Origin of the sequence: Kitasatospora sp. NPDC093806 (assembly GCF_040683335.1) — a bacterium.
GTDB lineage: Bacteria > Actinomycetota > Actinomycetes > Streptomycetales > Streptomycetaceae > Kitasatospora.
In genome coordinates, this window is record NZ_JBFBDO010000001.1 from 527,071 (window position 1) to 536,441 (window position 9,371).

Annotated in this window: 6 protein-coding genes; 4 read left to right on the plus strand and 2 right to left on the minus strand. The window is 73.4% G+C overall.

Features of this window, described 5'->3' with window-relative positions; genetic code table 11:
- The first annotated feature begins 61 nt into the window (after nucleotides 1-61).
- Nucleotides 62-3,421, plus strand: coding sequence for an SdrD B-like domain-containing protein (locus AB0N76_RS02285; RefSeq protein ID WP_363551801.1), 3,360 nt, complete (start codon nucleotides 62-64; stop codon nucleotides 3,419-3,421).
- A 118-nt stretch (nucleotides 3,422-3,539) separates the two neighbouring features.
- On the opposite strand, the gene AB0N76_RS02290 is transcribed toward AB0N76_RS02285, so the two are convergent.
- Nucleotides 3,540-4,763: an MFS transporter gene (locus AB0N76_RS02290; protein WP_363551799.1), complete on the minus strand. Its 1,224-nt coding sequence runs from the start codon at nucleotides 4,761-4,763 to the stop codon at nucleotides 3,540-3,542.
- Between the two features lie 379 nt (nucleotides 4,764-5,142).
- Between AB0N76_RS02290 and AB0N76_RS02295 the strand changes: the two genes are divergently transcribed.
- Entirely contained in the window at nucleotides 5,143-6,489 is a 1,347-nt protein-coding gene (locus tag AB0N76_RS02295) for a dicarboxylate/amino acid:cation symporter (protein WP_363551797.1), read from the plus strand.
- A 233-nt stretch (nucleotides 6,490-6,722) separates the two neighbouring features.
- Here AB0N76_RS02295 and AB0N76_RS02300 read toward each other — a convergent pair whose 3' ends face one another.
- Nucleotides 6,723-6,926 carry a cold-shock protein gene (locus tag AB0N76_RS02300; protein WP_363551795.1) on the minus strand — a complete coding sequence of 68 codons (204 nt, stop codon included), beginning with the start codon at nucleotides 6,924-6,926 and terminating at the stop codon, nucleotides 6,723-6,725.
- Between the two features lie 357 nt (nucleotides 6,927-7,283).
- On the opposite strand from AB0N76_RS02300, the gene AB0N76_RS02305 reads away from it, so the two are divergent.
- Entirely contained in the window at nucleotides 7,284-8,186 is a 903-nt protein-coding gene (locus tag AB0N76_RS02305; protein ID WP_363551793.1) for a menaquinone biosynthesis protein, read from the plus strand.
- Nucleotides 8,187-8,308: 122 nt separating this feature from the next.
- The coding region (locus AB0N76_RS02310; protein ID WP_363551791.1) for a serine/threonine-protein kinase at nucleotides 8,309-9,371 on the plus strand (1,063 nt) is incomplete at its 3' end.

The window sequence follows — 9,371 nt, forward strand, 5'->3', positions numbered from 1 at the left end:
GATCGTCATACCGCCTCGCGGCGACACGTTGAGTGGATTAACGGACGATGAGATTCCGCCTATGCGGACGTCCAGACCCAAACTCCCACGGCTCCCCGGGCCGTCGCGCCTGCCGCGCCTCGCCGCCGCGCTCGGCCTGATCGGCGGCACCCTGCTGACCGGTACCCTGACCGCCCCGCCCGCCCAGGCCGCCGTCTCCTTCACCAAGACGGTGGACAAGCCCAACCCGGTGCCCGGCGAGAACGTCACCTACACGCTGCGCTACACCTGCTCGGTCACCGAGTGCGCCAACGGCCAGATCAGCGACGTCCTCCCGGCCGGGATGGAGTTCGTCGGCTGGACCCCGGACGCCTCCACGGTCGACGTCCCCAACTCCACCGTCCCGGCCGCCGGAAGCCAGGGCGGCACCCTCACCGCCAAGCTGCTGACACTCCCCCCGGGCACCACCGCCACCATCAACGTGGTGCTGCGCTACCCCAACTTCACCACCCCGAACGGCACCCAGAGCACCAACTCGGCCACCCTCACGGCCGACGGCGAGATGCCGCAGACCGGCACCGCCACCACCACCGCGGTGGTCCAGCCCAGCTACACCACCACCAAGGGCGTGCAGACCAGCAGCCAGGACGGCCGCTCGGTCACCTACCAGTTCAGCGCCTGCTCCACCGCCAATGTGCCCAACGTCGACCTGGACAGCAGCCGGCTGGTCGACACCCTGCCGGCCGGCGCGGTGGTCGACACCAGCCGCTCGCCGGGCTGGGTCAACGACCCGGCCGGCTCCACCACCTGGGTCTTCGACATCGGTGCCTTCCGGGCCGGCAACGGCCAGGCCGGCTGCCGGGTCCCCGGTGTCCTGGTGGTCAACTACCCCGACCCGACCTTCCCGAGCGGCACCACCTCCACCAACACGGTGACCCTCCAGGGCGATCCGCTGGGCCCCGACGCGCAGCGCGACCTGTCCACCGCCACCGCCGAGACCCCGACCTTCCAGCCGCCGGTCACCGGCGTCCAGATCGGCGCCTCCAAGGTGTGGCAGGACCGGACGGTCTCCGGCGACCTCTCCTCGTTCAGCCTGCGGGTGAGCAACAACGCCGACCCGGTCACCAGCCTGGTGCTGACCGACCCGGGCACGGGCACCACCGCCAACCTGTACAACTGGCTGATCCCGCAGTCCATCCAGCTGGAGGCGTGGAACCCCACCAGCATCAACCTGGCGCTGGAATACCGGCTGGACGGCGACCCGACCTGGCAGGCCTTCACCCCGGGCAGCCCGCTGAACGGTTCCAGCAGCCGGCGGATCACCTTCGCCGCGGGCGCCGGCGACCCGGCCAACGACGTGCTCGGCATCCCGGCCGGCCGCTACCTCGACGGCCTGCGGTTCAGCTGGACCGGCCCGATCCCCAGCGGCTGGAGCCCCGGCAACTCGGTCCAGGTGCTCGCCCAGGTCATCACCCCCGGCCACGACGGCCGGCCGGCGCCCGTCCCGCTGCACAACTGCCTCGACGCGGTCGGCACCGACGCGGGCGGCGCCACGGCGACCGCCAACGCCTGCGCCGACAACACCGTCACCGCCGCCACCAACCTGGGCGCGACCAAGACCACGGTGTCCGGCGCGGTGCTCTCGCCCGGCGGGATCGCCACCTTCCAGATCGCCCCGTACAACCGGACCGGCCGCACCCTCGACCGGCCGCTGGTCCTCTACGACCTGCTGCCGCCCGGCATGGTGTACGTCGACGGCAGCGCCCGGCGCGACCCGGCCTACGCCGAGTCGGTGGCCCCGGAGTCGGTCGCGATGCTCCCCGGGCCGGACGGCCGCCAACTGCTCAAGCTGACCTGGCCGGCCGGCAGCCCCGACATGATGTACCTGAACGACCACCGGGCCTACCGGACCCTGATCGACGTCCAGGTGGCCGGCAGCGCCAAGCCCGGCACCCTCACCAACGACGTGTACGTCACCGCCGAGGGCGCCGGCGACCCGGTCGCCTGCTTCTACTTCGGCAGCGACAGCGGCGCGGTGGACGCCCAGGACATCGACAAGGACGGCGACACCACCGAGACCATGTGCCGGGCCTCCTCGCAGGTCGAGGTGCAGGTGCCGGCCGTGCTGCGGTCGTACAAGGAGGTCAAGGGCGACCTCGACCCCGACTACGCCAGCACCGGCACCACCCGGCCCGGCGGCGGCATCTCCTACCGGCTGACCGTCCGCAACGACTCGGCCGACCCGGTCACCGAGTTCCTCGCGTACGACAAGCTGCCCACCCCCGGTGACGGCTACGTGCTGCGCCCGGACGTCCCGCGCGGCTCCGCCTGGGCGCCGTCCCTGGTCGAGCCGCTGACCTCCAGCGACCCGACCGTGGTGATCGAGTACACCACCTCGCCCAACCCCTGTCTGCCGGCCGACTTCGCCGTGCCCGGCCCGTGCGACGCCGCCGCGCAGTGGAGCACCGCGTTCCCCGGCCCGGGCGTCACCACCTGGTTCCGGGTGCACCGGCCGGGCACGCTCGCGCCCGGGGAGAGCTTCATGCTCACCTGGCCGATGGTCGCCTCGTTCGACGCCGGCCCGGACGAGTTCGCCTGGAACAGCTTCGCCTACACCGCGACCGACGCCAACGGCCGCCCGTTCCTGCCCGCCGAGCCGGCCAAGGTCGGCGTCGGCATCGACCAGGCCGTCCCGCCGGCCAACGCGCTGGGCGACTTCGTCTGGAGCGACCTGAACGCGGACGGCATCCAGCAGCCCGGCGAGCCCGGGGTGCCCGGCGTCCGGGTCGAACTGCTGGACGGCGAGGGCCGGGTGGTCCGGGACAAGGCCGGCAACGCGGTCGCCACGGTGACCGACGCGAGCGGGCACTACCTGTTCGAGCGGCTGCCGGACGGGGTGTACGCGGTGCGGTTCGACCTCACCACGCTGCCCAAGGACGCCACGGTGACCAAGCGGGCCGCGGGTACGGACCGGGCGCTGGACTCGGACGCGGACCCGGCGACCGGGGTGACGCAGACCGTCACGCTGGCGGGCGGGGCGCGGGACCTGGACCTGGACCTCGGGCTGGTGCTCCCGCCGGAGCCCTCCCCGTCGCCCTCGCCCTCGCCGTCCCCGTCCCCGTCCCCGTCGCCGTCGCCGTCGCCGTCGCCGACGGTGACGCCGACCCCCTCGCCGACGGTGACCCCGACGCCGAGCCCGACCCATTCGCCGGAGCCGACGCACTCGCCGACGCCCACCCACTCGCCGGAGCCGACCCACTCGCCCGAGCCGACGCACTCGCAGCACCCCGAGCCGACCCACTCGCACCACGGCCACGGCGGTGAACTGCCCGACACCGGTGGCGGACTCGGCACCCTGCTGGGTGTCGTCGGGGCCCTCACCCTCGGCGCGGGCCTGCTGCTCGCCCTGGTCGCCTGGGGAGGTCGCGGCCGCCACAGCTGAGCAGTGAGCGGTAGGCACAACTGAAAAAGTGACAGCGCCCGTCGGCCAGACCACCGGCCCGGCGGGCGCTGCCACGTCCATGGGGGGAGCTCCGCGCGGGAGCGGGGTTCAGCCGAGTTCAGCCGACCGGCACCGGTTCGGCGAGCCGGGCGGCGGCCACCGGCGCGGCCGCCGGGCGGAACCAGCGGCGGGCGCCGAACAGCAGCACCGCGCCCAGCCCGATCCCGCCCGCCGCGCAGAGCGCCACCGAGCGCAGCGACCCCTCCGCGAGGTGGCCGGAGACCGCGTAGCCGAGCGAGTTGCCGGTCGCGAACAGCGTGACCAGCCAGGCGAAGGCCTCGGTCACGGTGCCGACCGGGGCCAGCTCGGCGACCAGCACGAAGGCCGCCGCCAGCAGCGGGGCCAGCGCGATCCCGGAGAGGAAGGCCAGGGCGGCCATCGCGGCCGGTCCCGGGACCAGCACCAGCGGCAGGTAGCTGACGGCCATGCCGAGCGCCATCACCCAGGTGCGGCTCGCGGTGGAACTGCGCCACTTCACCGCGCCGTAGCCGAGCGCGCCGAGCAGGCCGCCGAGCGCGGCCAGCGCCAGCAGGGTGCCCGCGCCGCCGGGCAGGCCGTTCGTCTCGTGGGCCTCCGCGTACGCGATGAACAGCACGTTCTGCGCGCCGACCGCCCAGCCGGCGCCGGCCAGGCCGATCAGCAGCAGGACCAGGCCGGGGGAGCGGAGCGGGCCGAGCAGACCGGCCGAGTGCTCGCGCGGCGGGGCCTGCCAGGCCCGGGCGGGAGCGGTGGTGGCGACCACGAGCGCCCCGGCCAGGCCCAGTCCGGCCGCCACCCAGAGCGCCACGACCGGGCCGACGGTGCCCGCGATGCCGGCCACCGCGAGCGGTCCGGCGACGTAGAGGATCTGCTGCGAGGCGGAGTCGAAGGCGTAGGCGGTGTCGAGCTGCTCCTCCTCGACGACGTCCGGCCAGAGTGAGCGCAGGCAGGGTTCGAGCGGCGGCATCGCCAGTCCGGCGATCGCGGCGCCGAGCGGGGCGGCCAGCGCCGAGCCCGGGGCCAGCGCGAGCAGGGCGTACCCGGCGCCGGCCACCACGGCGGCGGCGAGCAGGACGCGCGGCTGTCCGGTGCGGTCCACGATCCGGCCGAGCACCGGTCCGCCGATCGCCGCCGCGATCGCGTAGGCGGCGGTGGCCAGCCCGATCCGGCTGTACGGCGCGTCGGCCTCGCGCAGGGCGAGGGCGATGACCAGGGCGGTCATGCCGGCCGGGAGGCGGCCGAGCAGGGTGCCGAAGAGCAGGCGGCCGACGTGCGGGGCGCGGAGCAGGGCGAGGTAGCCCATGGGCGGGGTTCTCCGGTCTGGGCGGCTGGCGGGCGGGGTCACCGTCCAAGTTATACGTATAACCGTTGACCGGTCAAAAGGATGAGGTGTCCGGAACTCAAACAACTACTTTGAACATCTCAAACCTTTGCTGCTAACGTGTCGGCCATGACCACCTCAGACGCACTCCGGACGCACGGCCTGGGCTCGCAGCCCGGCGCCGCCCGCGGGTGCCGTCTGCCCGGTGCTGTGGACAGCCCGCGCGCCTGTCGCGCCATGAGCTGTATTCCGGCGGCACGCCCCTGACCGGGGCCGGTACCTCCCCGTCCGGCCACCGCGCCGTGCCGCCGTTCCCGCCCCGCCTCACCGTCAGCAACGCCTCCCCCGGAGCCGCACCGTCATGTCCACAGCGCCCGAGGCGACCTCGTCGCCGTCCGTCTTCGCGAGAATCCGCAGGACCCCGTTCTGGGCCCAGATCGTCGCCGGCCTCGTGCTCGGCGCGGGTCTCGGCTACCTGGCCCGCGAGGCCGACATCTCCTGGCTGGCCACCACCCTGGAGACGATCGGCAAGACCTTCGTCCAGCTGCTGAAGCTCGCCGTCCCGCCGCTGGTCTTCACCGCGATCCTGGTGAGCGTCGCCAACCTGCGCAACGTCACCAACGCGGCCCGGCTGGCCGTCCGCACGCTGCTCTGGTTCGCCGTCACCTCGCTGATCGCGGTCGCCATCGGCCTCGGCCTCGGCCTGCTGACCAACCCCGGCGAGGGCACCAGCCTCAAGACCGAGGGCCTCAAGCCGCCGAAGTCCACCGGCAGCTGGATCGACTTCCTGACCGGGATCTTCCCGACCAACATCGTGACCGCGTTCACCGAGGTCGAGGTCCTGCAGATCGTCTTCCTGGCGATCGTGGCCGGTGCCGCGATCATCAAGCTCGGCGCCAAGGCCGAGCCGGTCCTCAAGCTCAGCGAGTCGGTGCTGGAGCTGGTCCAGACCGCGCTGTGGTGGGTCATCCGCCTGTCGCCGCTCGGCACCCTCGGCCTGATCGGCAAGTCGGTCGCCAAGTACGGCTGGGACCTGCTGGAGCCGTTCGCGACGCTGACCGTCGACATCTACGTCGGCTGCGCCCTGGTGATGTTCGGCGTCTACTCGCTGCTGCTGCGGTTCGCCGCCGGGCTCAACCCGCTCAACTTCTTCAAGGGCGCCTGGCCGGCCATCCAGCTGGCCTTCGTCTCCCGCTCCTCGGTCGGCACCCTGCCGGTCACCCGCCGGGTCACCGAGCGGCTCGGCGTCCCGAGCGAGTACGCGAGCTTCGCCGTCCCGTTCGGGGCGACCACCAAGATGGACGGCTGCGCCGCGATCTACCCGTCGCTGGCCGCGATCTTCGTCGCCCAGGTGTACGGCATCGACCTCGGCATCAAGGACTACGTGCTGATCGCCTTCGTCTCGGTGATCGGCTCGGCGGCCACCGCCGGTCTCACCGGTGCGATCGTCATGCTGACGCTGACCCTCTCCACCCTGGGCCTGCCGCTGGAGGGCGTCGGCCTGCTGCTGGCCATCGACCCGATCCTCGACATGATGCGCACCGCGACCAACGTCGCCGGTCAGGCGCTGGTGCCGATCCTGGTCGCGGCCCGCGAGAAGACCCTCGACCTGGCCGCCTACAACAACCCGACCGGCGACCTGCTCGACGGTCCGGCGGCCACCGTCCCGGTCCAGGCCTCCGGCACGACGGCCACCGCCACGGCCTGACGCCGAGCGGCCTGCCGCTCCACGACGCCGACGGGCCCGCCCCCACCCGGGGAGCGGGCCCGTTGGCGTGCGCGCGCCCGGCCGGTGGAGCGCCGGGGAAAAGGCAGGGGAAAAGGCAGGGGGCCCACCGAGAACGGGGGCCCCCTTGGGTACTGCTTCTGTGCTCATGGTGACGGCCGGGCGGCCGTCGGCGGACCCGTGGGGGTCCCGAGCGATCAGATCATCAGAGGATGTCAGACAAGAGTGACGTTCTCCGCCTGCGGGCCCTTCGGACCCTGGGTGACGTCGAAGCTGACCGCCTGGTTCTCCTCCAGCGAGCGGAAGCCGCTCGCGTTGATGGCGGAGTAGTGGACGAAGACGTCGGGGCCGCCGCCCTCCTGAGCGATGAAGCCGAAGCCCTTCTCAGCGTTGAACCACTTGACGGTTCCCGTGGCCATGCCGTTCTCCTTGCGAGGGACGTGTCGGGTGCCACACCGTGTGGCAACCGGTCCGCTGCGCTGATCGCCCTGCCTCCGGACGGGTCCGGAGTTTTTCGATATTGCTGAAAAACTACAAAAAGCCTGCGGTTACATGCTCCGCAGGCTTCAAGTACTGCAAGGGGAATCAAACTGCAACTGAGGGCAACGCTAGCATGCGGCTGCTGTGACGACCAGGGGTGACTTGCGGGCTGGACCGCGCGTGTCGTAAGGCCGTTGGGGACATCGACACGGTGCGTGTCGGAAGGCCGGTGCGGGGCTTCCGGAACACCGGGCATACCCTGCGGGGAAGCGCACGAACAGCAAGGGAGCGGCGCAGTGGCAGCACCGGACGCCGAAACGCGGGAGCCCCGGGAGAACACCCCGGTACGGCCGCGGGTCGGGCACATTCAGTTCCTGAACTGCGTACCCCTCTACTGGGGCCTGGCCAGGACCGGCAATCTGCTCGATCTCGACCTCACCAAGGACACCCCGGAGAAGCTGAGCGACCAGCTGGTCGACGGCTCGCTCGACATCGGCCCGATCACCTGTGTGGAGTACCTGCGCCACGCGGACGAACTGCTCGTGCTGCCGGACATCGCGGTGGGCAGCGACGGCCCGGTGATGTCCTGCGTGATCGTCAGCAAGGTGCCGCTGGCCGAGCTGGACGGCCGGCGGGTCGCCCTCGGCTCCACCAGCCGGACCTCGGTCCGGCTCGCCCGGCTGCTGCTGGAGGAGCGCGAAGGGGTGCGGCCGGTGTACTTCGCCAGCCCGCCCGACCTGGACGCGATGCTCGCCGACGCCGACGCGGCCGTCCTGATCGGGGACCCGGCGCTGCGCGCCTGCCTCGGCCAGGCCGCCGCCCAGGGCCTCACCGTGCACGACCTCGGCGAGATGTGGAAGGAGTGGACCGGGCTGCCGTTCGTCTTCGCGGTCTGGGCCGCCCGCCGCGACTTCGCCGAACGCCGCCCCGAGCTGACCGCGGCGGTGCACCGCGCCTTCCTGGAGTCCCGGGACCTCTCGCTGGTCGAGGCCCGCGAGGTGGCCACCCACGCGGCCCGCTGGGAGGCGTTCGACGCGGGCGTGCTGGAGCGCTACTTCAGCGAGGCGCTGGACTTCTCGCTCGGCGAGCGGCAGCTGGCCGGGGTCGCCGAGTTCGCCCGGCGGGTCGCCCACGACAGCGGGTTCGAGCCCGACGTGGCGGTCCGGCTGCTGGAGCCGGCCCCGGAACCGGTGGCCTGAGCCCCGGGTTGTGGCGGTATCCCCCGGTTGTGCCGTGCCGCGGCCCCGCCGCCCGATAACGTCTGCACGCGAGACGACGGCCCCGGCGGCGGGGCCGGCCGGGTGACGGGAGCGTGCGGGGGATGCAGGCACTGGGAGCGGAGGACCCGCGCCAGGTGGGCGGGTACCGGCTGCTGCGGCGGCTCGGCTCGGGCGGCATGGGCCGGGTCTACCTCGGCCGGACGGCGGGCGGGCGCACCGTGGCGGTCAAGGTGGTCCGCGGCGAGCTCGCCGAGGACACCGAGTTCCGGGCCCGGTTCCGGCAGGAGGTGGCCGCCGCCCGCCGGGTCGGCGGGGCCTGGACGGCCCCCGTCCTGGACGCCGACACCGAGGGCGAGCACCCCTGGGTGGCCACCGGCTACGTCGCCGGACCCGCGCTCGGCGGCGCCGTCCGCGAGTACGGGCCGCTGCCCGAGCCGGCCGTGCGCACGCTCGGCGCCGGGCTGGCCGAGGCGCTGGAGCACGTGCACGGGCTCGGGCTGGTCCACCGCGACGTCAAGCCGTCCAACGTGCTGCTCACGCTGGACGGCCCCCGGCTGATCGACTTCGGCATCGCCCGGGCCCTGGACGCCAGCAGCGGGCTCACCCAGTCCGGGTTCGTGGTGGGCTCGCCCGGCTTCATGTCCCCCGAACAGGCGAACGGGCGGCCGGCCGGGCCGCCCAGCGACGTCTTCTCGTTCGGCGCGGTGCTCGCCTACGCGGCCACCGGGGTGCACCCGTTCGGCGAGGGGGTGAGCGCCGCCGTCCTGCTCTACCGGGTGGTGCACGAGGAGCCCGACCTGTCCGGGCTGGCCGCGGGGCCGCTGCGCTCGATCGTGCTCGACTGCCTGGCCAAGGACCCGGCGGCCCGGCCGACCCCGGGCCGGCTGCGCGAGCTGCTGGACCCGGACGGCTCGGCGGTCGGCCGACTGGGGCGCGGCGGCTGGCTGCCGCCGGCGCTGGCGGCGGCGGTCGGGCGCAGCGCGGTGCAGCTGCTCGACCTGGAGGCGGAGGACGGCTCCGGCGGCGCGGCGGCCGAGCGGACGCCGACCTTCGTGCCCGGCGGGGTGGTGCCCGGGCCGGGGGAGGGCGGCGACGATCGGGCCCAGGGTGGGGGCGAGCAGCGACTCGCCGACCCCGAAGAGGGCGTAGATCGAGACGATCGCG

Excerpts from the sequence above, each read along its gene's own strand:
- AB0N76_RS02300 (WP_363551795.1), bottom strand. The coding sequence starts at position 6,926 with ATGGCCACGGGAACCGTCAAGTGGTTCAACGCTGAGAAGGGCTTCGGC.
- AB0N76_RS02295 (WP_363551797.1), top strand. The coding sequence starts at position 5,143 with ATGTCCACAGCGCCCGAGGCGACCTCGTCGCCGTCCGTCTTCGCGAGA.
- AB0N76_RS02285 (WP_363551801.1), top strand. The coding sequence starts at position 62 with ATGCGGACGTCCAGACCCAAACTCCCACGGCTCCCCGGGCCGTCGCGC.
- AB0N76_RS02290 (WP_363551799.1), bottom strand. The coding sequence starts at position 4,763 with ATGGGCTACCTCGCCCTGCTCCGCGCCCCGCACGTCGGCCGCCTGCTC.